Source organism: Amycolatopsis sp. NPDC059657 (assembly GCF_042734395.1).
In the GTDB taxonomy this organism is placed as follows: domain Bacteria; phylum Actinomycetota; class Actinomycetes; order Mycobacteriales; family Pseudonocardiaceae; genus Amycolatopsis.
This window is the reverse complement of record NZ_JBHWEB010000051.1, coordinates 39,116-62,031: the sequence shown is the minus strand read 5'-3', so window position 1 is coordinate 62,031 and position 22,916 is coordinate 39,116. Positions and strand designations below refer to the sequence as shown.

The 22,916-nt window shown below is 66.3% G+C and carries 35 protein-coding genes and 1 pseudogene; 19 read left to right on the top strand and 17 right to left on the bottom strand.

Going from position 1 to position 22,916, the window contains the following annotated elements; translation table 11 throughout:
* Together ACFV15_RS26240 and ACFV15_RS26235 are read left to right on the top strand one after the other, a co-directional pair.
* Positions 1-393 (top strand): hypothetical protein (locus ACFV15_RS26240; RefSeq protein WP_378353250.1); only part of this gene is annotated, 393 nt, incomplete at its 5' end.
* 119 nt (positions 394-512) lie between these two features.
* Positions 513-1,538 carry an RICIN domain-containing protein gene (locus ACFV15_RS26235; RefSeq protein WP_378353249.1) on the top strand — a complete coding sequence of 342 codons (1,026 nt, stop codon included), beginning with the start codon at positions 513-515 and terminating at the stop codon, positions 1,536-1,538.
* A gap of 125 nt (positions 1,539-1,663) precedes the next feature.
* Here ACFV15_RS26235 and ACFV15_RS26230 read toward each other — a convergent pair whose 3' ends face one another.
* On the bottom strand, positions 1,664-1,942 hold the full coding sequence (locus ACFV15_RS26230; protein WP_378353248.1) for a hypothetical protein: 279 nt from the start codon (positions 1,940-1,942) through the stop codon (positions 1,664-1,666).
* A gap of 280 nt (positions 1,943-2,222) precedes the next feature.
* On the opposite strand from ACFV15_RS26230, the gene ACFV15_RS26225 reads away from it, so the two are divergent.
* The gene (locus ACFV15_RS26225; protein WP_378353247.1) at positions 2,223-2,678 is read left to right on the top strand and encodes a hypothetical protein; all 456 of its coding nucleotides are present in this window, start codon (positions 2,223-2,225) and stop codon (positions 2,676-2,678) included.
* 117 nt (positions 2,679-2,795) lie between these two features.
* Complete coding sequence (locus ACFV15_RS26220; protein ID WP_378353246.1) at positions 2,796-3,569, top strand: class I SAM-dependent methyltransferase; 774 nt, start codon at positions 2,796-2,798, stop codon at positions 3,567-3,569.
* 49 nt (positions 3,570-3,618) lie between these two features.
* On the opposite strand, the gene ACFV15_RS26215 is transcribed toward ACFV15_RS26220, so the two are convergent.
* Entirely contained in the window at positions 3,619-3,912 is a 294-nt protein-coding gene (locus tag ACFV15_RS26215; protein ID WP_378353245.1) for a hypothetical protein, read from the bottom strand.
* Between the two features lie 792 nt (positions 3,913-4,704).
* Between ACFV15_RS26215 and ACFV15_RS26210 the strand changes: the two genes are divergently transcribed.
* Complete coding sequence (locus ACFV15_RS26210; RefSeq protein ID WP_378353244.1) at positions 4,705-5,160, top strand: hypothetical protein; 456 nt, start codon at positions 4,705-4,707, stop codon at positions 5,158-5,160.
* Between the two features lie 59 nt (positions 5,161-5,219).
* On the top strand, positions 5,220-5,663 hold the full coding sequence (locus ACFV15_RS26205) for a hypothetical protein (protein ID WP_378353243.1): 444 nt from the start codon (positions 5,220-5,222) through the stop codon (positions 5,661-5,663).
* A gap of 441 nt (positions 5,664-6,104) precedes the next feature.
* Here the strand turns inward: ACFV15_RS26205 and ACFV15_RS26200 are convergent, their stop codons facing one another.
* The 3 genes from ACFV15_RS26200 to ACFV15_RS26190 all read right to left on the bottom strand — a co-directional run bounded on the left by ACFV15_RS26200 (position 6,105) and on the right by ACFV15_RS26190 (position 7,478).
* Positions 6,105-6,584: a trypsin-like serine protease gene (locus ACFV15_RS26200; protein ID WP_378353242.1), complete on the bottom strand. Its 480-nt coding sequence runs from the start codon at positions 6,582-6,584 to the stop codon at positions 6,105-6,107.
* Between the two features lie 303 nt (positions 6,585-6,887).
* Positions 6,888-7,187 carry a hypothetical protein gene (locus tag ACFV15_RS26195; RefSeq protein ID WP_378353241.1) on the bottom strand — a complete coding sequence of 100 codons (300 nt, stop codon included), beginning with the start codon at positions 7,185-7,187 and terminating at the stop codon, positions 6,888-6,890.
* A 126-nt stretch (positions 7,188-7,313) separates the two neighbouring features.
* Entirely contained in the window at positions 7,314-7,478 is a 165-nt protein-coding gene (locus ACFV15_RS26190; RefSeq protein ID WP_378353240.1) for a hypothetical protein, read from the bottom strand.
* A gap of 421 nt (positions 7,479-7,899) precedes the next feature.
* On the opposite strand from ACFV15_RS26190, the pseudogene ACFV15_RS26185 reads away from it, so the two are divergent.
* A pseudogene (locus ACFV15_RS26185) lies at positions 7,900-8,108 on the top strand (IS21 family transposase); the annotation flags it as partial.
* Positions 8,109-8,221: 113 nt separating this feature from the next.
* Here ACFV15_RS26185 and ACFV15_RS26180 read toward each other — a convergent pair.
* The 4 genes from ACFV15_RS26180 to ACFV15_RS26165 form a co-directional block, all read right to left on the bottom strand.
* Complete coding sequence (locus ACFV15_RS26180) at positions 8,222-8,716, bottom strand: Gmad2 immunoglobulin-like domain-containing protein (protein ID WP_378353239.1); 495 nt, start codon at positions 8,714-8,716, stop codon at positions 8,222-8,224.
* Positions 8,717-8,901: 185 nt separating this feature from the next.
* Positions 8,902-9,810 (bottom strand): universal stress protein, encoded by a 909-nt coding sequence (locus ACFV15_RS26175; protein WP_378353238.1) that lies wholly within the window; start codon positions 9,808-9,810, stop codon positions 8,902-8,904.
* Between the two features lie 10 nt (positions 9,811-9,820).
* On the bottom strand, positions 9,821-10,207 hold the full coding sequence (locus ACFV15_RS26170; RefSeq protein ID WP_378353237.1) for a hypothetical protein: 387 nt from the start codon (positions 10,205-10,207) through the stop codon (positions 9,821-9,823).
* A gap of 111 nt (positions 10,208-10,318) precedes the next feature.
* Entirely contained in the window at positions 10,319-10,939 is a 621-nt protein-coding gene (locus ACFV15_RS26165) for a DUF2267 domain-containing protein (protein ID WP_378353236.1), read from the bottom strand.
* A gap of 172 nt (positions 10,940-11,111) precedes the next feature.
* Between ACFV15_RS26165 and ACFV15_RS26160 the strand changes: the two genes are divergently transcribed.
* The 7 genes from ACFV15_RS26160 to ACFV15_RS26130 all read left to right on the top strand — a co-directional run bounded on the left by ACFV15_RS26160 (position 11,112) and on the right by ACFV15_RS26130 (position 14,385).
* Complete coding sequence (locus tag ACFV15_RS26160; protein ID WP_378353235.1) at positions 11,112-11,531, top strand: CBS domain-containing protein; 420 nt, start codon at positions 11,112-11,114, stop codon at positions 11,529-11,531.
* A gap of 372 nt (positions 11,532-11,903) precedes the next feature.
* Positions 11,904-12,386 carry an Asp23/Gls24 family envelope stress response protein gene (locus ACFV15_RS26155; RefSeq protein WP_378353234.1) on the top strand — a complete coding sequence of 161 codons (483 nt, stop codon included), beginning with the start codon at positions 11,904-11,906 and terminating at the stop codon, positions 12,384-12,386.
* A 5-nt stretch (positions 12,387-12,391) separates the two neighbouring features.
* Positions 12,392-12,694 (top strand): hypothetical protein, encoded by a 303-nt coding sequence (locus ACFV15_RS26150; RefSeq protein WP_378353233.1) that lies wholly within the window; start codon positions 12,392-12,394, stop codon positions 12,692-12,694.
* Positions 12,691-12,879 (top strand): DUF2273 domain-containing protein, encoded by a 189-nt coding sequence (locus ACFV15_RS26145; RefSeq protein WP_378353232.1) that lies wholly within the window; start codon positions 12,691-12,693, stop codon positions 12,877-12,879. Before ACFV15_RS26150 ends, ACFV15_RS26145 begins: the two co-directional genes overlap by 4 nt.
* Positions 12,880-12,897: 18 nt before the next feature.
* Positions 12,898-13,272, top strand: a complete 375-nt coding sequence (locus tag ACFV15_RS26140; protein WP_378353231.1) for an Asp23/Gls24 family envelope stress response protein — start codon at positions 12,898-12,900, stop codon at positions 13,270-13,272.
* The gene (locus ACFV15_RS26135) at positions 13,269-13,817 is read left to right on the top strand and encodes a DUF6286 domain-containing protein (protein WP_378353230.1); all 549 of its coding nucleotides are present in this window, start codon (positions 13,269-13,271) and stop codon (positions 13,815-13,817) included. The genes ACFV15_RS26140 and ACFV15_RS26135 overlap by 4 nt, the downstream gene beginning before the upstream one ends.
* Positions 13,810-14,385 (top strand): alkaline shock response membrane anchor protein AmaP, encoded by a 576-nt coding sequence (locus ACFV15_RS26130; protein WP_378353229.1) that lies wholly within the window; start codon positions 13,810-13,812, stop codon positions 14,383-14,385. Before ACFV15_RS26135 ends, ACFV15_RS26130 begins: the two co-directional genes overlap by 8 nt.
* A gap of 5 nt (positions 14,386-14,390) precedes the next feature.
* On the opposite strand, the gene ACFV15_RS26125 is transcribed toward ACFV15_RS26130, so the two are convergent.
* Positions 14,391-15,245, bottom strand: coding sequence for an alpha/beta fold hydrolase (locus ACFV15_RS26125; protein ID WP_378353228.1), 855 nt, complete (start codon positions 15,243-15,245; stop codon positions 14,391-14,393).
* Positions 15,246-15,498: 253 nt separating this feature from the next.
* Between ACFV15_RS26125 and ACFV15_RS26120 the strand changes: the two genes are divergently transcribed.
* From ACFV15_RS26120 to ACFV15_RS26105, 4 genes are read left to right on the top strand one after another with little or no spacing between them, the layout of a single operon-like run.
* Positions 15,499-15,657: a DUF6307 family protein gene (locus ACFV15_RS26120; RefSeq protein ID WP_378353227.1), complete on the top strand. Its 159-nt coding sequence runs from the start codon at positions 15,499-15,501 to the stop codon at positions 15,655-15,657.
* Positions 15,658-15,664: 7 nt separating this feature from the next.
* Complete coding sequence (locus ACFV15_RS26115) at positions 15,665-16,159, top strand: DUF5994 family protein (protein WP_378353226.1); 495 nt, start codon at positions 15,665-15,667, stop codon at positions 16,157-16,159.
* Positions 16,160-16,182: 23 nt separating this feature from the next.
* Entirely contained in the window at positions 16,183-17,259 is a 1,077-nt protein-coding gene (locus ACFV15_RS26110) for a fatty acid desaturase family protein (RefSeq protein ID WP_378353225.1), read from the top strand.
* A complete protein-coding gene (locus tag ACFV15_RS26105; RefSeq protein WP_378353224.1) occupies positions 17,256-17,414 on the top strand; it encodes an LPXTG cell wall anchor domain-containing protein in 159 nt (52 codons plus the stop codon). Before ACFV15_RS26110 ends, ACFV15_RS26105 begins: the two co-directional genes overlap by 4 nt.
* Positions 17,415-17,418: 4 nt before the next feature.
* Here ACFV15_RS26105 and ACFV15_RS26100 read toward each other — a convergent pair whose 3' ends face one another.
* Both ACFV15_RS26100 and ACFV15_RS26095 read right to left on the bottom strand, forming a co-directional pair.
* Positions 17,419-18,204 (bottom strand): ANTAR domain-containing protein, encoded by a 786-nt coding sequence (locus ACFV15_RS26100; RefSeq protein ID WP_378353223.1) that lies wholly within the window; start codon positions 18,202-18,204, stop codon positions 17,419-17,421.
* Positions 18,204-18,923: an ANTAR domain-containing protein gene (locus tag ACFV15_RS26095; protein WP_378353222.1), complete on the bottom strand. Its 720-nt coding sequence runs from the start codon at positions 18,921-18,923 to the stop codon at positions 18,204-18,206. Before ACFV15_RS26095 ends, ACFV15_RS26100 begins: the two co-directional genes overlap by 1 nt.
* 146 nt (positions 18,924-19,069) lie before the next feature.
* Here ACFV15_RS26095 and ACFV15_RS26090 point away from each other — a divergent pair, with 146 nt between their 5' ends.
* Positions 19,070-19,486, top strand: a complete 417-nt coding sequence (locus ACFV15_RS26090; protein ID WP_378353221.1) for a hypothetical protein — start codon at positions 19,070-19,072, stop codon at positions 19,484-19,486.
* Here ACFV15_RS26090 and ACFV15_RS26085 read toward each other — a convergent pair.
* The 5 genes from ACFV15_RS26085 to ACFV15_RS26065 form a co-directional block, all read right to left on the bottom strand.
* Positions 19,474-19,653, bottom strand: a complete 180-nt coding sequence (locus tag ACFV15_RS26085) for a hypothetical protein (RefSeq protein ID WP_378353220.1) — start codon at positions 19,651-19,653, stop codon at positions 19,474-19,476. The two genes, ACFV15_RS26090 and ACFV15_RS26085, sit on opposite strands and share 13 nt — an antisense overlap.
* Before the next feature lie 26 nt (positions 19,654-19,679).
* Entirely contained in the window at positions 19,680-19,994 is a 315-nt protein-coding gene (locus tag ACFV15_RS26080; protein ID WP_378353219.1) for a DUF4342 domain-containing protein, read from the bottom strand.
* Between the two features lie 239 nt (positions 19,995-20,233).
* Complete coding sequence (locus ACFV15_RS26075; RefSeq protein WP_378353218.1) at positions 20,234-20,785, bottom strand: DUF4232 domain-containing protein; 552 nt, start codon at positions 20,783-20,785, stop codon at positions 20,234-20,236.
* A gap of 172 nt (positions 20,786-20,957) precedes the next feature.
* The gene (locus tag ACFV15_RS26070; RefSeq protein ID WP_378353217.1) at positions 20,958-21,095 is read right to left on the bottom strand and encodes a hypothetical protein; all 138 of its coding nucleotides are present in this window, start codon (positions 21,093-21,095) and stop codon (positions 20,958-20,960) included.
* An 809-nt stretch (positions 21,096-21,904) separates the two neighbouring features.
* The gene (locus ACFV15_RS26065; RefSeq protein ID WP_378353216.1) at positions 21,905-22,633 is read right to left on the bottom strand and encodes a phosphatase PAP2 family protein; all 729 of its coding nucleotides are present in this window, start codon (positions 22,631-22,633) and stop codon (positions 21,905-21,907) included.
* Positions 22,634-22,916 lie beyond the last annotated feature (283 nt).

Sequence of the window (22,916 nt, the reverse complement as noted above, 5' to 3'; positions counted from 1 at the left end):
GTGACCGTCACTTCGGTTCTCGACCGCGGCGAGGTCGCCGAGCAGACCGTTTACAACCTCAGCGTCAGCGAAATCCACACCTATCTCGTCCGGGCGGGCGCGGATTCGCTGCTTGTCCACAACACGTGCCCCAAGGCAGGCGATCCCGGTCATTTCTGCACGGCCTCCTGCATCAAGGACGGCGCCGCGTCGGAGCGGAAGCAGTCGCGTGCGGCGGAAACGAACGCGAGCGTCACGAACACGACCGAGCGGACAGCTGCGCCGGTGAAGACGATCAAGAATGTCGTCGACGCCGCCACCGGGCACGCCGACCCGGTCACGGCTGGGGTCCTAGCCACCGGAGCGGCTGCGAGCGCCGCGGCCTCGGCCTGGCGCAGATGGCGCAACAAGTAGCTCACGTGAGTGGTAAGGGCGGGTTCTGACCGCCCTTACCACTCACGAGTCCTCATGACCTCAGGAAAGGAAACAGAGCGATGTTTTTAAGACAGGCAAGCATTCTCGCGGTGCTGTGCGTGACAGCGGGATTCGCGGCGGCGCCGGCTTCGGCTGAAACGCAGGACACCGAGAGTGCGTTGACGCTGATCCAGGTGACCTTCGCCAACGCGGGCAACGGCAAGCTGCTGGACGTCCCGAACGGCACTCGCGAAAACGGCGTGGCGCTCGTCGTCAACCCGGCGCCCGGTGCTGCCACGGGCTGGCGGGTCAACACCACAGCGGGTGTCTCGTCGTTCACCATCGTCAACAACACCACCGGCAAATGCGCCGACGCGCCCGCCGCGCACTATCAGGTGCGGCAACAGCCCTGCGATGGGCGCGCGAGCGAGAAGTGGTACTTCCAGCCGATCTCCGGTTCACCGCAGAAGGCGTTCATGATCCGCCACGAATCCGACAACATGTGCTTGACCACGCAGATTCCGCCCGCCACCGACAATGGGACCTACACCAACGACTGTGACGGTTCGGCGCCGCAGCAGTGGATCATCCCCGCCGACGCCTATCAGGTGGCGTGGACCGCGGCCGTCGACTACGCGGCCGCCAAGTGCGCCAAGGACCACTCGAACTGCTCGTGGTCCACGACCAGCCAGGAGAAGCCGAAGCTGCTGCCGTCGGTGTGCGTCTCGCCGGTGTGGTTCAACGGCACGACTTCGTCGATTCCGTGGACCTTCTCCCTCAACACCTCCACGGGCTGGAAGAACACCATCGGGTTCAACCTGCAGACCCAGCTGACGGTCGGCGGCGAGGTCGCGCTGCTCAAGCTCGAAGTCTCCGCTTCGGTACACGGCGAGATCTCCATGGACCTCAAGCAGGACATGGGCAATAGCCTGGTCGTGACCGTGCCGCCACGGAACTACGGCTGGGTCACCCTGTCCGAGCTGGCGACCAAGGCCACCGGTGTGTGGACGTTCGACATCCAGGGCTTCCCCTGGACGGCCGAGGACACCATCACCGTGCCGCTCAAGAACGACCCCGAAGGCGGCGCGAGCATCTACGCCGCGCAGACCAACACCGCCTTCACCTCCTGCCAAGCCCCTGCCTAACTGCCTTGTGAGTGGTATGGCCGGTTAGAACCGGTCATACCACTCACGAGTCAAAAGTGTCATTGACCCAGCGTAACCCGCCACGCCGCACCCCGATGCCGGGTTGCGCCGAGCGTGATCCGCGATCAGTAACCGGCGAGCGCCGAGGTGCTGCTAGGTGTCCGCGGCGCGGGCGACCTGGTGGGCGAGCTGGACAGGTGTCCCGCCTCTGCGCTTGCGGGACCGCGCTGCGCGACCACGCCGCCGTGCCCGGCGCTACTTGCGAGACGCAAACCGAACGCGTGCAGCACGAGGAATAGCGCCAGGTCGGGCCGGTTCAAGAGCGTGGCCGGTTCGACGCTCGTGGTCACCCTCGCCGACTTCGCGCGGGTGCTGGGACCTGACCACCCCACAACCAAAACCATCCGCTCGAACCTCGACAGCGCGCGATCGACCTGAGGCGACACCGCGCGTGCCGGTACGAAAGGCCGGTAGTGGTGCCGAACGCCCGCTCATCGGCATGAGCGGACAGAGTGCGTTGCGGCCGGCGGGCGTGCGATCCAGCCCGATCATCCGTCAAGCTTGCTTCGGGTAAGTGACCGCTGCGGAGCCGGCTGGATATGCGGATGCGACACGTCCTGCGGACTTGTAGCGTGTCCTCCGGGCTTAAGACATTTCAGGGGAGCAGCCGTGGCTGGCATGTCGGTGACCTGGCACCTCAACGGGACCGGCTGGGCTGACGTGGTCGTTGCCGATCATGACGCGGACGTGGAGGTCACCGCCTCCTGTATCACTGCGGCGCCGGAGGATTTGTTGGTCGCCGTGGCGAGGTTGATCCTCGGCGAGCGTGAGACGCGGGTGCAGTTCGACGCGGAGCCCACCGCGTTCCGCTGGATTTTTTACCGTGAGACAAATGATGTATGGATCCGGCTGCTCGAGCTGTCCGATGGCCGTCTGCACGACAACGCCGGTTCCGAAATCTGGTCGAGTTGGCAGACGGTCGAAACTGTCGTACGCGCGGTGATCCGGTGTTTCGACGAGGTGGCACGGAAGTACGGGGAGAGCGGCTACCGCGGTCGGTGGAACGAGCATTTCCCTCGTACTGAACTCGAAGCGCTCAGAGCCGTCTGGCGCGCCAGACGGCACACCGAGTCCGCATGAGCCGCGGCGTTCTGCCCGCTCGCGGTCAATGCGGCCTGAGCGGACGGGTTGCCCCTGCGAAATCATTGGTGAACCGACTTGCTCCGCTGGTTTACTGATGTGCCACCGTGAGTCTGCGTGACGGAGGTAGTGGTTGTGACGGGTTATGACGCGCTTGCCGAGGTGTACGAGTGGCTCATCTCCGATGCGAAGCTGGCTCCGGCCGAGTTCGCTGCGTCGTTCGATGATGTCCTCAGTCTCCTGCCGTCGAACGCCCACGTCCTCGATTGTTCGTGCGGAACCGGACAGTTGGCGGTTGGCCTCGCCGGTCTTGGTATCCAGGTTGTCGCGACTGATGCCAGCGAAGCGATGGTTCGTCGGACTGCGGAGTTGTCTGAGGAGTTCGGGGCATCTGTTCGGACAGTGCGGGCAGACTGGGAAGAGTTGCCCGACCATTTCGATGACGTCACCTTCGACATGGTGTTCTGCGTTGGCAACTCGCTGCACCATGCCGTCGGCGCGAGAGGCAGGCTTGCTGCTCTGGAGTCGATGTCACGGCTTCTGCGCAGTGGCGGGCGCTTGGTGCTCACCTCCCGCACGTGGGAACTCGTGAGGGCCAAAGGTTCCCGACTGGACATCAGTGACCGACTCGTCCGCCGGAACGGTCGCGATGCCGTCGTGGTCTACCGCTGGGAGATCGCACCGCTGTGGGAGGAGGAACACCACATCGAGATCGCGGTCGTGCAAGTTGATGCGGCCGGGTCGGTTCTTGTCCGCTCGGAGCTGCTGTCGTGCTGGCCCTACCGATACGACGAACTCGAAGTCGAGTTGCACCGGGTCGGACTTCGGATGGTAATGAGCACGTTCAACCCTGAGGCCGAGAACTACATGGTAGTGGCGAGCAAGGTATAGACAACGGGCTCACAGTCCCTGGCCTGACCGCGCGGTTGCTCGCAGGAGGCTAGAAGCGGACACTCCAGGGATCTCCGGCGCCGATCCGTGTCGCACTGCCGCCGGGTGGCAGGTCGAGGATGTCGGTCAGGCTTGGGTCTTCGTCGATGGCGTGGTGCGAGTGTCCGATCTTGGCGGTGCTGCTGTCTGCGTCGGAGGTGCCGATGAGCTGCCAGATGTCGTCGTCGGAGTCATGCTTGACGAACAGAATGGGCTGGCGGCGCTCGAAGACCTCGAGGGTCTGGACGCAGGTGGTTCGCAGCAGCCAGTGCCGCATCCACCAGGCGCGTCGATCGCGCTGCATGACGTGGTCGGTGACCCACCGGATGAAAGGCAGGTCCTCATGGGCGCGTGCCTGGTCCGCGGTCAGGTCTGGGCCGCCCTGCCTCGGTGGTCCAGCCGAGTACGTACGATGCCAGTTCACCCTGTGGGCCGATGAACTCCCCGACCGCACGGCGATCGAGGCCAGCAGGCTGGTGCGTGCCTCCAGCGGCCATCGCTGATCAAGATATCGCTCACCCAGCAACGCAACCAAATGAGATGCGGTCTTGGCCGCCGGAGCTCTTGATCATCTCGGCGGGTAGCGTCAGGCGGTGACCGTGCGACGTAGCTGAGTCGGCACTCGGGCGAGACGCAATCATCGGAGCTCGAGATCTGATCGGTTTCAACCCAGGTTGAAACTGTCGCTGGGACGGACATCTACCTGATAATGTACGTCGCATTAGTCGAGCGCATTGGGGTTCGCGATGGGGGATCAACGTCGGGTTTCGGCTTTTGACGCGTCGTGCAGTACGTGTCGAGGTTTCTGTAGCGGTCGAGCGGTGCCGCAATACTGAGCCGATTCAAGAACATTCTTCGCCCATCGGATCGAGGCACGCCCAGAACCGTTTCAGAACCGACCCGGAAACCCGGGTCCGTTTCCGGGGGCATGTCCGCCGGCATAAGGGATCCGGGCCGTCCTGGCTGTCCGATACGCGCGGAGCACTCTGCGCTAACGGACAGAGAGGTTGACCCGTAACTCATACGCTGGAAGCGAGCTCAGGGCACAATATTTACCGATGGTCTTTCTCTTGACCGGAATCCCGAAAGGTGCAGCATGTCCTTGCAGGAAAAGCAGAATCGGAAGACACGTCGGAGCTGGCTGACCCGACGCGGTCTCGCCCTGGCGGGAGCGGGGGCCGTTCTGGCCACCCTGGTGTCCACCACGCCCGCCCTCGCCGCGAATGGCGGGGGCTGCACCACCATTCAGAACAAAACGGGTTTGCTGTGCGTCGGATGGGACGCCCAGACGACCAAGTACCTCAACACCATCAGGGGGAACTTCGATTCCCCCATCTGGGGCGTGGGCAACCCGCGCATCGAAGTCCGGGTCCTGGACGCCCAGAACAAGGAGATGTTCAAAAGGGAACGCTCCTGGGGCGGCAACCGGCGCAGCGAGTACGCCGATTTCGAGGTCACGGTCCTGATGCCCCGCGACGCAGCGCGCGTCTGCGCCGTTCTCTTCGAAGGGGGCGGCTACATGGACATGGCCTGCAGCCCGGTCTACACCTGAGCCCGACACGCATCCGCCCAGAAACTCCGTACACCCTCTCCGAAAGGAAGTACAACAGCATGAAACGCCGCATGGCCGCCGCGATGGCCCTGGCCGCAGGAACCGTCCTGGCCGGAATCGCCTCCGGCCCCGCCTCCGCCTCCACCTCCGCAACGGCGGACACCGAGCGTTGCCAGTCGGCCAACTATCCCTCGGTTGCCTTTTCCCACACGGTGTGCGTGACCTTCCGGGAGAGTGCGGGTATCCCTCCCAACGACGTCATCAAAATGAACGTCCGTTCCTCCGGCAGAACGGGAATCGGCCATTGGGAGCTGTTCGGCCCGCACGGCACCATCAGCAACAGCCTGGACGGGGAATGGAAAGACCGTACGCATGACTGGGCCGGATACCAGGACAGCTCGTTCGGTGACCTCTGGTGCGCGGTCTTCTGGAGGGATGGCGGCGGCGGCTCCGGTTACTACCGGGCTACCCCGCCGGTATGCGTGAAATCGTATTACCCCTGACCTGCCGCTCCCGGCGGTCCTTGAAGCTTCAGAAAGTACCGCCGGGGCCCTGGTTCGTTCCGTGAGGGCTAGTACTCCAGCTGTAGTTCGTGATCGAGTGCTGGTCGTTGGTCGTCTCTGGTAGTGGCATTGGCGAGCGCGATGTTGGTGGCGGCGTCGCCAGGCTGACCAGCCCAGGATGTCGATGACGGCGCGGGTGGGTTCGAGGACGAGTTTGTAGTGGAGGTGCCTGATGTCGTTGCGTGTCAACGGGATCAGGCCCTCAACTGACGGGGTGCCGCGGGAGTGGGCGGCGGCCGCGGCGAGGAAAGCTCGGTCAACTGCTGAACCTGCCGACGGTGGTGCCGAACGTCCGTTCATCGGCATGAGCGGACGTCATAAGCGCAGGTTGGGGGTGGGAGCGCGGCTTGTCACTGCGCTCCCACCAAGGCTGCAGGCGGTTTACTGGATTTTGCTGACGAGCCAGAGCTCGAACGCTCCGACGCGGGTGTAGATGTCCGGCTTGCCTGGGTTGTTGCAGCCGTTGCGGGCCGTCATCAGGCCGACGACGGTGTTGCCTTCGAGCGCTGGGCCTCCCGCGTCGCCGAAGCAGGCGTGCTTGTCGACTTTGGCTTTGGCACAGAACATGCCGATCCTGATCTTCCCCGAGCTATAGGCGGCGTTACACGCGTCTCGGCTGATCACCGGCATGTCCGCGTAGTGCTCGACCGTGGCGGATTCGTGCGTTGCGGAGGTGGTGCTGCCCCATCCGCGGTGCGCACTCTGGTGCCAGGCATGGGGTTCGCGTTGATCAAGAGGTAGTGGCAGCACCCCGGTCCGGACGTTCGCGCTCGTCCTGATGTTCTCCTTCAGAACCAACACGGCGATGTTGTTGGCACCGGTACTGGCGGCGTAACCCTCGTGCTGAGAGATGTTGGCCACGGCGGCGGTTATTGGGAAGGGTGTTGACGTCTGTTCGCGTGGGAAAGCCGATGGTGCTCGATACGGGCTATCGAGCGCATCCCGACGACACCGAGCCAGCGCCACGGAGCATGCATAGGGCTTCGCGAGAACTGGTTCGCTGCATGTGGCCACGCGACTTTTGTCCGCCACCAACGAGAGCGCCCGGAAGGATGGTCAGCCTCTTCGGCAGCACGACTAGGTGACGAGCGGGTCGGAATCGGTTCCCTCTGCGCGGCAGCAGTTCGCACACGGCCATTACGTTCCACAGCGTGCGCGAGTTTGTCAGCAGTCGTGGTATCGGACGAAGGTGGCTTTTCGTATGGCGCCTGTCGGTCCGATGAAGGTATCGGTTTTCGGATGCGTGCAGACGTAGAAGTCCCGCGACTGTTTGGTGTCGGCCTTCACGAGGATCTTGTAGATGGAGCAGTTGCCGTAGTAGACGGTCGCGTCCCCGTTGGGGTAGTCCACGTGATTGCCGCAGATGTGGGAACCCTGGTCTGCTTGGGACTGGGGAGCGGCGATGACGGTGGTGGTGAGTGCCAGCATCACACAGGCGGCGAGTCGTCCAGGAATGGCGTTCATGACCCTCCTACAGCCGATGGGCGCCCCGGTGGTTCTGGGGCGGCGACAGGCGTTATGGAAGCACAGGTCGCAAGCCTCGCACTATTGGCGGGAAAGCCACCACGAACCGCCTCGCTGGCTGAGCGGTCAGGCATTCCGGACGCGCGCCGCTCGGATGGGATCAGTTCGTTCCTTGGCGGACGTCCACTCACTTTCACTCTCCCACAGAGTCGTTTCCGGACCGGCTTCGATGATCCGGTCGCGCTGGGCCTGCCACAGGCCATCGCCGACGATCTCGCGGTCGTAGTGCACGACGACCGAACTGGGGATGGCGTGCGGGTCTGCAGGTTCAAGGCGGGTGATGGTTCGGTGGCCTCCATCCTCTGCTTCCCGGTTTGAAACACGACTCGCGAGGTGGTCCCGAGCTGGCCGTGCACCCCGTTGACCGGCTCGCGGCATGAGCGGACGTTGCTTCTGTTCAAAGTGCCATTAGTACTGCAACGGCAGTCATGTGAGTGGGTAGCCGCGTCGTTTGTAGTGGCTGAGGCGGGTTTGGTGTTGTCGTCGGCGTCGGAAGCCTGGCCCGGTATGTGCAGTTGCGTCTGGGGTTCACCGGGGGGTGAGCGCACCACCCGCCGCGCGGTGGCGCAGGTGAAGAACCGGCCGACCCGCAGACCAAAGGCGGGTCGGAGGCCACCGTGGCGCATCGCCAAGGCCGAACTCGTGCCGACCGAGGCTGCATCCGTTGCCCAGTCACGCGTTCACTGTCGCGTTCGGCACCACCCGGCGGGTGAACTGGGGCTGCACGATCTCGGTGGAAGGAGTGCGCTACTCCGTGCCGCGAGCTGGTCGTCACGCGGGTCTGGGCGCGGTTCCACGGCGACGAGCTGATCGTGACCGCTGTCGGCGAGCACGGCTCGGCCGAGGTCGCCTGGGTCCGGGAGCGGCTCGCGAGCAGGCCGCCCGACCCGCGGGCCGGATCCAAGATCCGGTCTCCGACCTGCGGGGGATGCCAAGTCGATGAGCAGGCGTTTGACCGCGCGCCTAAAATGGCTTCAGGCGCCTTGCGGTACGCGGATGATGTCACCCGGTTGGATAAGATTCGGATTGGTGATCGTGCCGGGGTTCGCCGCGACCAGGCGGTGGTAGAAATTGCCGCTGCCGTAGTACTTGGCGGCGATGCCCCACAGCGTCTCGCCTGCCATCACTACGTGCTCCAGGTAGGTTTGGTAACTCGGAACGATCTTCGGGCCGAAGACGACAGGCACGGCCACCTTGGCCAGTTCCGATCCGTTTTCCGGGGAGGTGTGGAACAGTTCCACGAACAACCGGTCCAGCATGAAGCTCGCGCCGGTGACGTCGACGGTGAACTGGAACTGGCTGTGCCCACCTCCGCCGTCACCGGCCAAGAAGGAGCCGGTCACCTCGTCGTGGCCCTCGTGGACGCGGTAGCCGAAGGTTGCTTCGAACGCTCCGCCGGCCACTCCTGCCACCTGGATGACATTGCCCACCAGGTCATGCGTCTGCGGCTGCTCCAGGTAGATCGTCACGTCTCGTCCCTCTCGGTCGCTGCTTTTCTGTTGGCCAGTAACAAAACGGACTGACTTGCGTGGCGTCCGGCCTTTATGTCGGCTCACTCGATTCGGTGCGATAGTGACAATGATGTATCCGCTCTGCCCCCGTATAGAGTAATTCGTCCCTATCGCGACCACGTCGGTCTCGGGCCGCGGATACTTCACGCGGGCCGGACCACCAGCAAGGGACAGGTCGCGTGGTAGATCAGGGCCTGGCTGGTGGAGCCCAGCACCATGCCGGACAGGCCGCCGCGTCCACGGCTGCCGATCACGAGCAGTTGCCCGCCGGCGGAGTGATCCAGCAGACAGCGCACCGCACGGTCGCGGGCGAGCACGGTTTCGACCGTGACGCCCGGGTATTTCGCTTTACCCGAGGCGAGCCGTTCGTCCAGCCATTCGCGTTCCCTGGCCTCGAGGACGTCGAGTGAGGTGAACAGCTGACGGGCGTGGCTGTACGCGCTGTCGGAGTTGAACCCGATCCAGGCGTGCACGGCGACCAGGCCGACGCCGCGCGAGGCCGCTTCCTCGAAGGCGGTGGCGATCGCGACGTCGCTGATCTCGGAGCCGTCGACACCGACGACCACCGGCCCGGACGAGGGCGGCTTTTCGCTTGCCTGGCGGCCGCGGATCACGGCGACCGGGCAGTGTCCCCGCGCCACCAGCGCGACGGCGGTGGACCCGGTGAGCAAGCCGGTGAAACCGCCCTGGCCACTGGACCCCAGCACCATCAGTTGCGCGGAGTGCGACAGCTCAAGCAGGCTCGCGACCGCCTCGCCCGCCGCCAGGTCGATCTCGACCGGCAGCTCAGGATGCAGGGTGAGCACCAGTGCGCACGCGTCAGCGAGGTACTGGCGGCCGTCGGCTTCCAGCGCGGCGGAGAATTCGTCAGGCAGCCCTGCGCCACCGCCGTAGGCCAGTGCCGGCCGTGAGACGGCGTGCACCAGCCGCAACGGCGCCTTGCGCCAGGCGGCTTCGTCGGCTGCCCAGCAGGCGGCATGCAGCGAGGACGCTGATCCGTCCACGCCGACCACGATCGGATGGGTGAAGGTGGAATCGTTGTCCGCGGCCATTTCCGGCTCCTCAGTCCTCATCACTGGTCATGATCGTTTCCGGTGGGTACACCCAGGTGATGGGCAGCGACCCCAGGCCGCGGGCAACCAGGTCCTGCCGGATCTGGTGAGCGGTGCAGCCGCCGTACACCAGATGGGTGAGCCGCGGGCTCCTGTCGCCTCGCATCGGCCTGACGATCGTGCTGAGCAAGCCGTCGCCACACCGGGTGTGCGTCACTCGCTCGTCGGGCGTGGTGTACTCCGCCTCGATCATCGCCTCGTAGTCGCGCCTGCCCCGCTGGGACAGCTGCGCGTACAGGTCGTCGACGAGTGCCTTGACCCGTGGCGGGTGGTCCATGTGGTGGGTGATCGAGTTGCTGTGCCGCCAACTCGCGTCGGCCGATGTCCGTGCACGCACTTCGGCTCCCTTCATCGGATCGTCGCGGTCCTCTGTGGACAGTTCGCTTCCGGCCGTCGATCGCGTGTGTCGAGCGGTCATGACTGCTGGTGGATGGCGGAACTGTCGAGGCTAGCCATGGAGAGCAGGTTTTTCTTCGGCGCGCAGGCGGCGGTGCGCTTCCTGGGCGGCCCTTGCCGCCGACCGTTCGGCCAGCGACGCGGTCAGCAGGTCTTCGAGGCCTTGGGTTAGGGTCTTGACCGCCTCGGTCAAGGTGTTCACCGATTTCTCCAGCACGTCAAGCCTGTGACGCTCGATGGACGACACGGTGGCTTCGCCCAGCAGTTCCCTGCGCAGCCTGACCGGTAACGGCGCGAAGGCGTGATCGAGCTGACCTGGCGGGAACAACTCGCTCAGCCCGGCCGTGATCGCGCGGGCGATCTCCGGGGCTGCGGCACGATTCACCCCGGCTTCGCATGCGAACAGTTCGACGAAGCCTTTCGCGTCGTAGCCGATCGGTACCTCCGAAGGCACCCATCCTTCGAAGTAGACCCCGCGCAGGAATTCGGGTAACTGGACGGCGAAGTGCGCGGTGCTGGTCACGGTGAGCCTGTCCCGGATGACGTGCAGCCAGGTCCGCAGCATGCGGTACGCGTGGTCGTGGTCGTCGGTTCCCATCGCTTCGGCGATCGTGGCCAGCCATTCCCTGGCGGTGTGCTCGGCGTGGGCGAGGGGATCGTCCTGCTGCGCCATGTGTCCTCCTGGTCGTCTGCCCCAGGTTCGCCGCGACCGAGCCGCACGTGCCAGGGACGAAGGACCCCAATCCCGGCGCCGGAGGGACTTTGTCCCCTAGTTCACCGGGATCGTGACACCAGATCATCGACGGAGACGGGAATATTCGCTCTCCTGGACGAAGGATAATCGGATGACTGTCGCTCGTGAAATCATGCATACCGGCGCGGACTGTGTCGGGGTGCACGAAACACTCGAAGCCGCGGCTGAACGGATGCGGCAGCTGGATGTCGGCGCTCTGCCGATCTGTGGCGACGATGACCGGTTGCACGGAATCATCACTGACCGCGATATCGTGATCAAATGTGTCGCGCGGGGCGGAAGCCCGCACACGATGACCGCGGGTGAACTCGCGCAGGGGACGCCGTACGTGGTGCAAGCAGGTGCTGACGTCGACGAAGTGCTGACGGTGATGGAACAGCACCGGGTACGGCGGGTACCGGTACTCGAGGATCGGCGGCTGGTGGGAATGATCAGCGAGGCCGACTTGGCCAGGCACCTTCCCCAGCAGAAGGTCGGCCGGTTCGTGGAAGCGATCTGCGCCACAACCTGACGTTCGCGCACAGCTGAGTGCGGGTGCGACGGCGGCTCGCCGGCCCAACGCTGTCGACAGTGTCCATTGAGGACGCTCGTGCGCACTGAGGTCAGCCGGGCGGGCGGTGTGGCGGGCGAGTCGAATGTGGCCGAGCTGGCGAAGATCATGCTGGGCAATGGAAACAACTCCTGCCGGCGAGAGGATTCGCCTGTTCGGCGGTGACCGGTCGGCGTAGAATTGTCGGGTCAATGCCGTTGCCCCCAGTCCCTGGTGGTCCCGCAGCCATCGGGTCCGGGCATGGGAGCAGCAGCCTTGCGCCTCATACGGATCCAGTGCGACGTCGCCGAGCACGCGACCGCGGGCTTCGGCGTTCGGGACAGGCGAAGGAGCATGACGAAAATGACCGCACCTACGATCAGCGGCAGCGACAAGACCGCCAAGGGTGAACTCGCCCACCGCGGGGACGCCGCAACAACAGCAGGCGAGCACGGCCACACGACCATCGCCGACACCGTCGTGCAGAAGATCGCGGGCGTGGCGACCCGCGAGATCAGCGGCGTGTACGCGCTCGGCGGCGGGGCTTCACGGGCGTTCGGCGCGCTGCGGGAACGTATCCCCGGCGCGAGTGCGAGCAGTGGGCAGGGCATCGACGTCGAGGTGGGCGAGCGGCAGGTCGCCGCCGACCTCAGCATCGTCGTCGAGTACGGAGTGGCGATCGGCGATCTGTCCAAGGCGGTGCGCCGCAACGTCACCACGGCGATCGAGCGGATAACCGGCCTCGAGGTCGTCGAGGTCAACATCCACGTCAACGACGTGCACCTCCCGGACGAGGATGAGGAGACCGTTCCGCCCGAGCAGGCCCGCGTGCTGTGAGCGCCATGCCGACGACCGGCGCCGAGCTGCTCGCCGACGCCATAACGGCCGCGGTGCGGGCTTGCCCGGCCGTGGCCGGACTGCACGGTGGTCGGTACGGCGAGGTCGCCACCTATCTACCTGGCCGTGCCGTCGTCGGCGTTCGCGTCATCGACGGGGACATCAGTGTGCATGTGGTGGGGCGCTATCCAGCGCCGATCACCGAGATCGCCGAACAGGTGCGCGCGGCGGTGAGAACGGTGGTCGCCGATCGACCCGCGTCGGTGACCGTCGAAGACCTGGTCGTACCGGAGCCGAGGCACGCATGAACAACACCACGATCGGTTTGCTCGCTGGGCTGGTGTTGGGCTTCGCCTGGGCGTTCGGCGGTTTCTTCGCGTTCCTCATCGTGCTCGTACTGGGTACCGTCGGCCTCGCTGTGGGCCGGTGGCTTGACGGACATCACGACTTCGAGGCGCTGCGTGATTCCCGTCGGGGTCGCAGGCCCCGCTGAGCGAAGGCGGTTGAGACGATGACCGTTCACCTGCCGGAGGTCGCGGAGCGGGGCCGGACGACGGTGGCCCCGCTGGCGCTGGAACGCATCGCCGCCCGTGCCGCCACGGATGTCGCCGGTGTCGGTGGCAGCGCCCGTCGCCTGGCCGGGGTGGCGCTGGGTGCCGAGAAGGTCGACCAGGCTGTGCGGGTCCACGCCGTCGTCGACGGCGACATCGTGAATCTGGCCGTGCGTTTGTCCGTTGGCTACTTGGCGCCGGTGGCAGCGACCGCCGACGCGGTGCGTGCGCATCTCCTCGACCGGATCGGCAAGTGGACCGGCATGACGGTCGGGCGCGTCGACATCGCCGTGACCGCCCTGCACACCGCACACGAGAACCGTGTGCCGCGATGAAGTACCGGCCACGTCGCACCATCCCGGTGGTCGTCGTCGTGACCGTGCTGCTCGCGGCCTGCGGTCTCGTCGCCTTGTCGGCGATCCAACTGTTGATCGGGCACAACCCCGTCATCCCGGTCGATCGGCTCGTCGCCGCCGGACATCAGCTGCACTGGCACGACATCGTCGTCATCGGCACTGGCGTCGTCGCGGCGATACTGGGCCTAGTGCTGTTGGCGGCCGCCGTGTACCCAGGCGCGCCCATCGTCCTGCCCCTCGCGGACCACTCGGGCGCCGGCCGACAAGTGGCTGCGGGAGTCACACGGCGAAGCCTGCGCAAGACCCTGTTGCGCAGCGCCGAAACGACCGACGGAGCGCTCTCGGCGCGGCTCAGGCTGCACCGTCGCAGCGTCACTGTGACGGTGCGCAGCCATCGCCTGGACGTGACGGGGATCGACAGGCGCGTGCAGGAGACGGTCGACCGGCGTCTCGACTCGATCGAACTCGCCGAACGGCCGGAGCTGCACGTCCGTGTGACCCGAGCGAGGAATCGGCATGGTTAGCCTGAACCGACCGGCACGCCTCAACCGCACACTGCTCGCGTTGATAGGCGCGGCGCTAGTCGCCGGCGGCACCTTCGTGGTACTCACCGGCCTCAAGGTGATTCACGTGCTCGATCCCGGCGCACCTGTACTGCCTACGTCCGAGATCGGCACGGCGTGGGCCCCCTACGCCGCCGTGGTCGCCGTCGTCGTCGGCTTGGCCTGTCTGCTCTGGCTCGCCCTGCAGCTGTCTCACCGGCCGCGCACCGGCATCTGGCGGCTGCCGACGGCCGATCCGGCCACCGGCGAGACCACGATCGACGCCGACGTGGCGGTCATCCCGCTGGCACAGGACATCCACTCTTATCCGGGCGTGCACAGCGTCGTGGCCAGCCTCGCCGGTCACCCGGCCGACCCCGTGCTGGAACTGCGCATCGGGCTCGAACCCGGTGCCGACCTGGCCGGGATCCGACGGCGGATCGAAACGCACGCTGTCCCGCGTTTGTGCACGGCGTTGACCCTTTCCGAACTGCCCGCAAGGGTGCGTTTCCACCTCGACGCGACCCGCACCCGTGTCCGTGCCCGCTGAGCCGCTCAGGCGGCGTCGGACAGGCAGTCCTCGTCAGTGGGCAGTTCGGCGAGTCCCAGTACGTTGGTGATGATCTCGCCGAACCGCTGTGGCTCGGCGAGCAGCCAGCCGTGGCGGCCTGGCACTGTGACGACCTTCGTGCTGTCCAGCCCGGCGCGAAGCGACAGCAACGCGGCCTGGGGAATGACGTTGTCCTGGTCGCTCCACACGATCACCACCGGCATCCGCCGCCGGTTGAGCTCGGCGATCTCACCGGTGAGATCCGCGGTGCGGGCGAGGTTCGCCACTCGCCAGATCGCGCCGGGGCAGCGCAGGAGATTCGGCACGGCGTCGCGCAGGATGACCGGGAGCACCTTGCTGAGGTTGCGGGTGGCGAGCAGGTCAGCTTGCAGATGCAGGCCCCAGTCCCACAGCGGGCGCTCCCGCATCGCCTTGAGGACTCCGCGTCCGTTCGACCATGCCGAGCCACCGATGGAGTTGACCAGTACCAGCCTCGCGACGAGTTCGGGGGAGTCGTGCGCGGTGCGGATCGCGACGCCCCCGCCGAACGAGTGCCCGACGAGCGTGACGGGTTCGCTGATGCCGACCTGGGCGGCGAACGCGGTGACCCAGCGTGCGAAACCGGCGAGGCTGCGGTCTTCGGCAGGCAGGTCGGCGGTGCCGCCGAACCCCGGCAGTGCCGGCGCGTAGACCCGCGACCCGGCCGCCACCAGCCGCTGCAACGCGGCGCGGTAGGAGCGGTCGGCGAGTCCCCACCCGTGCAGGAACAGCAACGGGGGCCCGTCGCCGCCGACGTGGTATTGCGTAGCACGACCGTCCACAATGGTCGTGTGCGAGGTCAGCGCCGGTGCCTTCGCCATGATGCCCCCTTGGTCGGGTTCGTGGTGAAAGCATGTTCCCGCAACGGGTTCCGCGATCAGAGTCGATCGGCCTGGGCTGGCCGGGACCTAGGGACTCGCGGGGGCTGTCTCGCGCCGCTGCTGAGCACTTCCCCTGCCGGTTAGGGTCTTTGGTCCGCCGGGGATCGGTGCTTTGCGCTCTTTCCGGTCGCGGGTTCACGTTCGACCATCGAAGGGTCACAGCAGGTCTCGCGAGAAGAAGGACGAGGCGGAGATGGACGTGAAAACGGCTTTTGTGTCCCGCTACGAGAAACGGGTGAAGCTTGTGGAGGACGTGTTGAAAGACAGCTCGTCACTGTCCGCGGAAGAAGCTCACACGCTGGCGATCCGGTTGCTGCGGACGCTTGAGCAAATCCCCGAGAAAGTCCGCTGAGGCCGTCATGGGAAGCGACCCGGTCGACAACGCGGACCTGGGACTTCAGGCGTCGCGGCTTGCGGTGAAACCGGCTGGTTCTCTCGCCGGTTTCGTGGATGGTGCCTGGTGGCCGCGGACGGCTGACCTGGCCGCCGAGCTGCCGCCGCTCGTCACCTCGCTGGCCGGTGTGCTGGGAGATGTCGAGCGGGTCACCTACAACCTCACGGCATGGGATCCGCCGGGGCGCCGGCTGGCCGTCGGGGGCAGGGTGCTGCGCCTGGAAGGGTTCCGTTCGCAGCACCCGGACACGCTGACGGTGATCGGTGGCGGTCGTCGGCGGCGTCTCACCCTGCTGACGGTGCCGCCAGGGACCGAGCCCGGGATCGCCGGGCAAGTGCTGAGGGCGGCTTCGGAGGCGGGCAATGTCGAGAGCCCCGAGGCGTTGCTCGGATCTGATGGCCTGGTGTCGGCCCGGCAACGGTGGGAAGCGGAAGGCGGACGCCTGCGGGTGCCGCGCTGAGATCACGATCGGGAGGTCGAATCATGGACTCTGTCGCGTCGCCGACTCATCGGGAGCCGGGTCAGAGACAGGGAAGCGAATACGCCGAACTGCTGGATGTCATCAAGAAAGCCGGGCTGTTGCGACGCCGTCCGGTGCACTACGCGGTGAAGGGCACGCTGACGTTGCTGGCCTTCGCCGGTGCCTGGGTGTTCTTCGCCTTGCTGGGGGACACGTGGTGGCAGTTGTTCACCGCGGCGTTACTGGCCGTGGCCTACACCCAGATCGCGTTCCTGGGGCATGACGCCGGGCACAAGCAGATCTTTCCCCGCCGCCGTGCGAACGACGCGGTGGGGATCGGGCTCGCCGGGCTGGTCGGGATGAGCTACGGCTGGTGGGTGGGCAAGCACAACCGTCATCACGCCAATCCCAACGTCGAGGGTGCCGACCCCGATATCGACATCGCCGCACTGGCGTTCACGCCCAGGCAAAGCCGCGCGAAACGGGGTTTCCTGCGTTGGATGGCGAAATACCAGGCGTTCCTGTTCTTCCCGCTGTTGTTGCTGGAAGGTCTCGACCTGCACTGGTCGGGCATCAAGGCCGTGTGGCACGGCGGGCTGAGGGCGAGGTGGGTCGAGGCGACCTTGCTGACGGCACACATCGTCGCCTACCTCGCCGCGGTGTTCCTGGTTCTCTCGCCGGGGAAGGCGTTCGTGTTCATCGCGGTGCACCAGGGCCTGTGGGGCCTCTACATGGGGTGTTCCTTCGCGCCGAACCACAAGGGAATGCTGACGTTGTCCGAGGGACACCACCTGGACTTCCTGCGCAAGCAGGTCCTGACCTCGCACAACGTCATGGGCAGGCCCTGGGTGGACTTCGCGCTCGGCGGACTGAACTTCCAGATCGAGCACCACCTGTTCCCCAGCATGCCGCGCCCCACGCTGCGCCGCGCCCAGCCGCTGATCAAGGAGTTCTGTGTCAGCAGGGGGATCAGCTACAGCGAAGGGGGTCTGCTGATGTCCTACGGCCAGATCCTGCGCTACCTGCACGAGATCGGTGCGCCGTTGCGTGCCGAAGACGCGCGGAAGAAGGTACTTCCGCCTAAGAGGAGGTCGTCATGATGATCCTGATCGTTGTTCTGCTGGTGCTCTGGCTGATCGTGGCCGTGATCGGGTTCGCGTTCAAGGGCCTGGTCTGGCTGGCCATCGTCGGAATCGTGTTGTTCCTCGGCACCGCCGCCGTCGGTTTCGTCCGCCGCAAGGCTGATCGTCGCTGACAGGTCAGGCGGGGTTGGAGCGCCGTTGCGGCGCTCCTTCCCTCTGGCGGAAGAGTTCGTGTGTCCCGGCTCGATCGTCGAGGATGGTGCGGGCCAGGTCGGCGAGTTTGAGGTGGTGACCGCGCGCGTAGCCGCGCAACGTGGTGAAGGCGCCATCCATGTCCACGCCGAGACGTTCGGAGAGCACGCCTTTCGCCTGCTCGATGAGTACCCGGCTGTTGAGCGCGGTCTGCAACTGCTCGGTGAGCACTTCCCGCTCGCGGATGGAACGCGCCTGGAGCAGGCCGATCGTGGCGATGTCCACGAGCGCCAGTGCGGTCTGCAATCCTTCCGGCGGTAGTGGGCCGCTCGTGGCGCGGAACAGGTTGAGGGCTCCGATCACATCGCGGCGCAGCTTCATCGGCAACGCGTCCACGGCTTCGAACCCTGCCTCGGCGGCCGCGACGACGAACATCGGCCACATGGCTCCCGCCGTGTTCAGCCGGGGGTGGCTCACCCGGGTGCCGGTGCGGAAGGCGTCGAGGCAGGGGCCTTCGTTGTTCTGCAGCTGGAGCAGTTCCAGCAGCCGGACCTGTTCGCTGGACGAGGCGATCAGCCGGAGCCGCCCGTGGTGGTCGGCCAAGAGCAGGCCCGCGGCGTCGACCTCGAGCAACTCGACACAGCGGTCCACCAGCAGCTGCAGGAAGGCGATCGTGTCGAAGTCGTCGATCAGGGTGTCGGCGAGTTCGACGACGGTCTCCAGTAGCCGGTTTCCGCCGGGAGGGGAGCTTTCGGGAGTCGGTGACGTCATCACTGTTCATCCTTCTTGTCGAACTGCAGCCGGCGAGCCACGACGTCGGCCGCCACCGCGGAAAGCGGCCGGTGCTCGGCGAACGCTCGTGCGCGCAAGCAGACGAAGGCGTCTCTGGCGCTCACGCCTAGCTGGACGGTGAGCATTCCGGTCGCCTGATGGACCTGTGCGTCGTGCAGCGGTATCTCCTCGTCATCGTCTGGTCCGTGGGTCACCGTGGCCTCCTCGTCGATCAGCAATGTCATGGCGAGATCGGCGAAGACCAGCGCGTCGGCCAGCTCGGTGCCACTGAGGCGGCCGGCCACGATCCGATGCAGGGCGAGCACGCCGATCTCGACGGCGCCGAACCCCAGCGGGAGCGCGAACAGGGCCGAGGCGCCCTGTTCGACGGCCAGCGGGGTGAACACGGGCCACCACTGCCGGCATTCGGGCAGGCTCAGGTCGTCGACCAGGACGGGATCGCTGTCCCGGCGAGCGTCGGCACAGGGCCCTTCGCCGACGGTGACCTGCAGTTCCGCGAGCCGTTCGGCGAGGAAGTCGGTCGCGTGGCGCAGCTCCGACCAGCCGGACGAGGCGTTGACGGTCAGCGAAGCCCCGCTGACGCCGAGCCGCCGCGCCGCGGCCTGGCACAGGGCCGGGACACCGATCGACATCTGGTCGGCGTCGGCCTGCTCGATAACCCATGACAGCACCCGGGCGGTGACGTCGGATCGTCTCATCGAACGGCTCGCTTCTCGCCGGACACCGGGGCACACCGAAGTCCCCGGTGAAAGGGTCCTTCGTCCGCATCGGGGCGCGTTCGCGCGGCGGGACACTCAGGTTTCCGACAACCGTCGGCCATACCCCGGCGACAGAAACCAGGACCATGACCAATTCCGAGCCGTACCCGAATTCCGACCCGCGCTTCGGTGACCCTGTGCCGGTCGGCACCCCGCCCCGCGGACCCGATCACGGCGACGACCGCCGCTGGACCCGGATCTGGAAGGTCCGGGTCGCCTGCACTCTCGTTCACATCGTGTGCGGACTGTTCGCCGTCGTGCTGCTGGCGCACATCCTGCTGGTCATCGGTGACGCGAATCCCGCGAACGGGATAGCGCGGTTCGTCCGCGGCTGGTCCGGCGCGGTGTCGCTCGGATTCGAGGATCTCTTCACCCCTGAAGGCGCCGGCGCGCGCGCCGCGATCAACTACGGCCTCGCGGCGCTGGCCTGGGTCGGCATCAGTGCGCTCGTCACCACCCTGATCCGCCGATTCGCGCTGCCGGCACGGGATCAGGACGCCTGACGGATCCGGCCGAACACTGGGCGGGCCACTGTCACCGTGATGACGGAACTCTCGGCCCCGCCGCCCTGGAAGACCCTGGTGACCGCACCGCCCGCCGCACCCGCGGCCAGCGCCACCACGACCAAGGCGATGGCCGTGGGCGGGCGCCGTCCGCGGGCCGTCGACACAGGCGGCGGCCGGACTTGTTCGACCGTCAGGAATCCGCACCGGGTTCCGGCGCCGTGTCGTCGGCCGCTGCCGCCGTCGGTGGCGTCCTGTGCTCGACCTCGATGGTCCATTCCTTGGTCAGCGCGGCGATCGCGCCGATGGCGGTCACCACGGGAGCGGCGATCGCCGCCACGACACCGGCGGTGACCGGGATCTCCATCACCGTGTGCCCTTCGTCGTTCTTGACGACGATGCGCCGGACGTTGCCCTCGTGGATGAGCTCTTTGACCTTCGCGACGAGCGCCTGGCCCTTGTACCGACCGGCTTTCGTCATCTCCTGGGTCTGGCCGTCCAAGGTCATCGTGATACTCCTCTGGGATCGTGGTTCATGCCGGAGACAAGGAAGGCCCGCCAGAGGATCGATGAGGCCGTTCGTCTCGCGACGGCGGTCGATTCGACGCCGGTGGACAGGGCGGCCGGGTATCTCCCCTGGCGGGTCGCCGGTTTCCCGGCTGTGCCAGCATCGCCCGCCCGTGGTGGCGCCTAGCAGAGGCGAAGGTCCCGTAGCGACGGGACGGTCGCCCCTCCCAGCCGGTGTTCTCAGCTCGCCTCGACGCCGTGGTGCACCGGGCGGACGGTCAGCTGGGGTTGCCCTGGCATGTGTTCGGCACAGCCCCTGGCGTTGGGCTCGGCCAGCAGCACAGCGGTGCCGGTGCCGGGCAGTTGCACACGGAGACCGGTCACCGCGGTCGGACCGCACTCGTCCGGGTCGTAGTTGTCGACGTTCACCTGGTCGACCCAGGCCGAAGCGGACTGCCCTCGCCGTAGCAACACCATTGGCGTGGGGCCCGGTTCCCTTGCGGCGGCGTCACCCACCTGATGGTGGTCGTGGCCCGCGAAGTACGACACGTCCGGGTATCCGGTGATCCGGCAGGCACGACCGGTGTTGGTGAAGACGATGGGTACGTAGAAGTGCCCGGCGGCACCGTTGCCCTGCCCGAGGCTGACCTGAAGCGCGTCTGCCGCGCACGGTGCGGCGGCGGGCAGGACGGTGCCTGCCGCCGGAACCGGTGCCTTCGAGCCGTAGGCGGGAGTCGCGGCCATGAGGATGCCGGTGGCCGCCCAGGTGATGCCGAATCCAGGTTTGCGCACTGTGCTCTCCTTGCCCTGTGCGTCGACGAGAGTCGCCGCTCACGACGACCGGATCCACTTCGAGACTGACAGCTCGTCGCGGAGATGGGCAGAGGCCAATGAACATCGGAACTGGGCCGAGAGTCCCTCGCGGCTTTCGGGCACGATCACCTCATTGGCACGTTGTGTGCTGTCAGCCGGTGATGCCCACGAGCAGCGTGGTCACGCCGATTTGCACGAACACCAACGAGAAGACGGTGCCGACGGACCTGACGGCCCACCGGTTCGGTTCCCCGTCCGCGCCGTAGTGCACGGTGAGCGTCGTCGGCATCGAGGGGATAGAGGATCACCCCGATCACGGTCGTGGTGATCGTGACGATCAGCGCGGGCGCCAGCCAGAGCCGGGGAAACCGTGCGGGGCCGGCCAGCGGTCCGGTGTCCGCCACGATGCGCTGACGCAGGCCTTCTCACCAGTCGCCAGCGGCCTTGGCGCTCCGGGACAGAGGACTCCTTCTCGATCTTTTCCACCTGTGCCTCCAGATCTGCCAACATTTGTGGGCCGCCTGGCGGGTAAGCTTTTCGACCTCGTTCAGGTCGCTGATCGTTGACGCCAAATGGAGCTTTTGTCGGTGGTAGACTTGAGTGAAAGATCGTCAGTTTCGGGCCCGCGCCGACGACATTGCGCAATTCACCTATGAGACGCCACCGCCTGACGCCTCGAATCCCGCCGAGCGGTACGCCATCCGGACCGGACCGGACCGGACCGGCCGATCGGCTGCGCGAAACAGCGTTCTATTCTTTCGCACTGCCGGGAACGACAACTATTGGGCGGAGGGGCAAAGGTGTCATGTCGTGGTGGGCGACCTTGGCCTGCTTCAGCCCTGGCCGCGAAAGAGTGACTGTGGAGGGTTTGCGGTGACGGTTGCGGGCGAGTGGTAACTCTGCTCCGTTGGATGCAGCGGAGTTACCACTCGCGGACCCCCTCGTGAAGTGAGGGGGCCCCCGAGTGCGTACTACGCACCCAACGGCCCCCTCACTTCAAGCCCGCCCGAGGCTTGCGGGCGCCCCGCCGGACTTGGTGAAGGAGTCCCTCACCAGCCAGCCACATTCGGCTTTCCGCGCAATAAGTCAGCGACTCGCTCATCGGCATGAGCGGGCGGCGATGCGGCCGCCCAGCGACGCGGCGGCGATGGACCCGGTCACCAGGACGACGCTGCCCGCGACGTCGAGAACATAGTGGTTTCCCGTGGCGAGCACATCCGCTGTCATGAGCAGCGGGAAAGTCCATGACAGCAACGCCAGGCGCGGATGTGTCACGCGGAGCGCGGACCACACGGCGTACGCGCACCAGAGGGCCCAGCCCACATGCAGGCTTGGCATCGCCGAATAGTGGTTCTGACCGTTCCCGATTTCCCGGGAGCTGTGGCCCAGGATGTCATACACGGCAACGATGTCGACGACACCCGGCAGTGCGAAACGCGGCGGCGACATCGGCACCGCCCAGTAGACCGGCAAGACGAGGACCGTCATCGCGACCAGTACCCGGCGAACCTTGCGGTAGACCTCGGCGTGCCGGATGAATACCCACACCAGTACGCCGATGATCGCGGCGTAGTACAGGCGGTACAGGTACACCGCCAAGTGGCTGAGGACCAGATGTCCGGCCAGCCAACCGTTCGCACTGCGCTCGATGTCGAGGTGCAAAGCGTGTTCCGTGGACTGCAAGGCCAATGCGTTGGCGGTGGCAGCTGTGCCGTCTGTGCCCGCGGCGGCGTGAAGGCGCGTGAAGAGCAGAAGCCAGAGCAGCAGCCCCAGCACCTCGACGAGCGCGCCAGGTCGCTCGCCCGTACCCCGGACCAGCACGGTCACCCAAGCTCGCGCGGTCAAGGCCGACCGTCCAACGCCAGAATCACGCGGCCACCGTATCCGTTCCGCAGGACAATACCCGGACACTACCTCTTTCCTTGTCCGGTAACGGCTGATTGCTTATCGGCAGGACAGGACACGGCCTGCGACTTGGCTCGCGCTTTCATCAGTTCGTACCGCGCTGGTTGGGTGTCGAGCAGTTCCAGGCCGCTCACAGCCAAGGATCGCAGCGATTCGTCGGTTGGCTCACGCGCCTGTTCTGAACGACGTCACGACGGCGCTGACC

Bases quoted from the DNA above. Each gene is read 5' to 3' on its own strand.
- ACFV15_RS26195 (WP_378353241.1), bottom strand. From the start codon at position 7,187: ATGAACGCCATTCCTGGACGACTCGCCGCCTGTGTGATGCTGGCACTC.
- ACFV15_RS26140 (WP_378353231.1), top strand. From the start codon at position 12,898: ATGACCGTTCACCTGCCGGAGGTCGCGGAGCGGGGCCGGACGACGGTG.
- ACFV15_RS26210 (WP_378353244.1), top strand. From the start codon at position 4,705: ATGTCCTTGCAGGAAAAGCAGAATCGGAAGACACGTCGGAGCTGGCTG.
- ACFV15_RS26155 (WP_378353234.1), top strand. From the start codon at position 11,904: ATGACGAAAATGACCGCACCTACGATCAGCGGCAGCGACAAGACCGCC.
- ACFV15_RS26230 (WP_378353248.1), bottom strand. From the start codon at position 1,942: ATGGTTTTGGTTGTGGGGTGGTCAGGTCCCAGCACCCGCGCGAAGTCG.
- ACFV15_RS26160 (WP_378353235.1), top strand. From the start codon at position 11,112: ATGACTGTCGCTCGTGAAATCATGCATACCGGCGCGGACTGTGTCGGG.
- ACFV15_RS26080 (WP_378353219.1), bottom strand. From the start codon at position 19,994: ATGACCTTGGACGGCCAGACCCAGGAGATGACGAAAGCCGGTCGGTAC.
- ACFV15_RS26070 (WP_378353217.1), bottom strand. From the start codon at position 21,095: ATGCCGACGACGCTCACCGTGCACTACGGCGCGGACGGGGAACCGAAC.
- ACFV15_RS26110 (WP_378353225.1), top strand. From the start codon at position 16,183: ATGGACTCTGTCGCGTCGCCGACTCATCGGGAGCCGGGTCAGAGACAG.
- ACFV15_RS26205 (WP_378353243.1), top strand. From the start codon at position 5,220: ATGAAACGCCGCATGGCCGCCGCGATGGCCCTGGCCGCAGGAACCGTC.
- ACFV15_RS26120 (WP_378353227.1), top strand. From the start codon at position 15,499: ATGGACGTGAAAACGGCTTTTGTGTCCCGCTACGAGAAACGGGTGAAG.
- ACFV15_RS26175 (WP_378353238.1), bottom strand. From the start codon at position 9,810: ATGGCCGCGGACAACGATTCCACCTTCACCCATCCGATCGTGGTCGGC.
- ACFV15_RS26100 (WP_378353223.1), bottom strand. From the start codon at position 18,204: ATGACGTCACCGACTCCCGAAAGCTCCCCTCCCGGCGGAAACCGGCTA.
- ACFV15_RS26095 (WP_378353222.1), bottom strand. From the start codon at position 18,923: ATGAGACGATCCGACGTCACCGCCCGGGTGCTGTCATGGGTTATCGAG.
- ACFV15_RS26150 (WP_378353233.1), top strand. From the start codon at position 12,392: ATGCCGACGACCGGCGCCGAGCTGCTCGCCGACGCCATAACGGCCGCG.
- ACFV15_RS26125 (WP_378353228.1), bottom strand. From the start codon at position 15,245: ATGGCGAAGGCACCGGCGCTGACCTCGCACACGACCATTGTGGACGGT.
- ACFV15_RS26115 (WP_378353226.1), top strand. From the start codon at position 15,665: ATGGGAAGCGACCCGGTCGACAACGCGGACCTGGGACTTCAGGCGTCG.
- ACFV15_RS26145 (WP_378353232.1), top strand. From the start codon at position 12,691: ATGAACAACACCACGATCGGTTTGCTCGCTGGGCTGGTGTTGGGCTTC.
- ACFV15_RS26130 (WP_378353229.1), top strand. From the start codon at position 13,810: ATGGTTAGCCTGAACCGACCGGCACGCCTCAACCGCACACTGCTCGCG.
- ACFV15_RS26215 (WP_378353245.1), bottom strand. From the start codon at position 3,912: ATGCAGCGCGATCGACGCGCCTGGTGGATGCGGCACTGGCTGCTGCGA.
- ACFV15_RS26105 (WP_378353224.1), top strand. From the start codon at position 17,256: ATGATGATCCTGATCGTTGTTCTGCTGGTGCTCTGGCTGATCGTGGCC.
- ACFV15_RS26165 (WP_378353236.1), bottom strand. From the start codon at position 10,939: ATGGCGCAGCAGGACGATCCCCTCGCCCACGCCGAGCACACCGCCAGG.
- ACFV15_RS26090 (WP_378353221.1), top strand. From the start codon at position 19,070: ATGACCAATTCCGAGCCGTACCCGAATTCCGACCCGCGCTTCGGTGAC.
- ACFV15_RS26135 (WP_378353230.1), top strand. From the start codon at position 13,269: ATGAAGTACCGGCCACGTCGCACCATCCCGGTGGTCGTCGTCGTGACC.